This is a genomic window from Vibrio sp. 10N.222.46.A1, from assembly GCF_041473595.1.
Lineage (GTDB): Bacteria > Pseudomonadota > Gammaproteobacteria > Enterobacterales > Vibrionaceae > Vibrio > Vibrio tasmaniensis_A.
Genome location: NZ_JBFRSN010001827.1, coordinates 1 through 303, shown reverse-complemented (window position 1 = coordinate 303; position 303 = coordinate 1). Strand labels below are relative to the sequence as shown.

General features: G+C 36.3%; 1 protein-coding gene. It reads right to left on the bottom strand.

Annotation, left to right across the window (positions count from 1 at the left end; all coding sequences use genetic code 11):
• Positions 1-99: carbamoyl-phosphate synthase domain-containing protein (locus AB4496_RS29500; RefSeq protein ID WP_372133691.1), on the bottom strand; the 99-nt coding region annotated here is incomplete at its 3' end.
• Positions 100-303: the final 204 nt, after the last annotated feature.

The following is a 303-nucleotide window of genomic DNA, read 5'->3' as shown; positions in this document are numbered from 1 at the left end:
ATTAAAAACGACTTCACCAACTGCAGAACCTACAGCGCCAATGGCTTCACCGTGAAATACTGTCCCATCTTCTAGGACGAGTAGTGCTGACTTCTTCAAGACAACCTCCAGAAATAAAAATGCATTAAAATTGATTTAATTTGCAAATCTACCTTCCTGCAACACCAAAAACTGCGTGTTTATGGAAATTAGACAAATTGGCGGTATTTTAGTGATCTGCGTGATACGTGTCAACATTTAACGCAAAAGAAATTAAACATTTGTAAGAACTAATTCAATTTCCTTTACCAAAGCTTCAAAAGT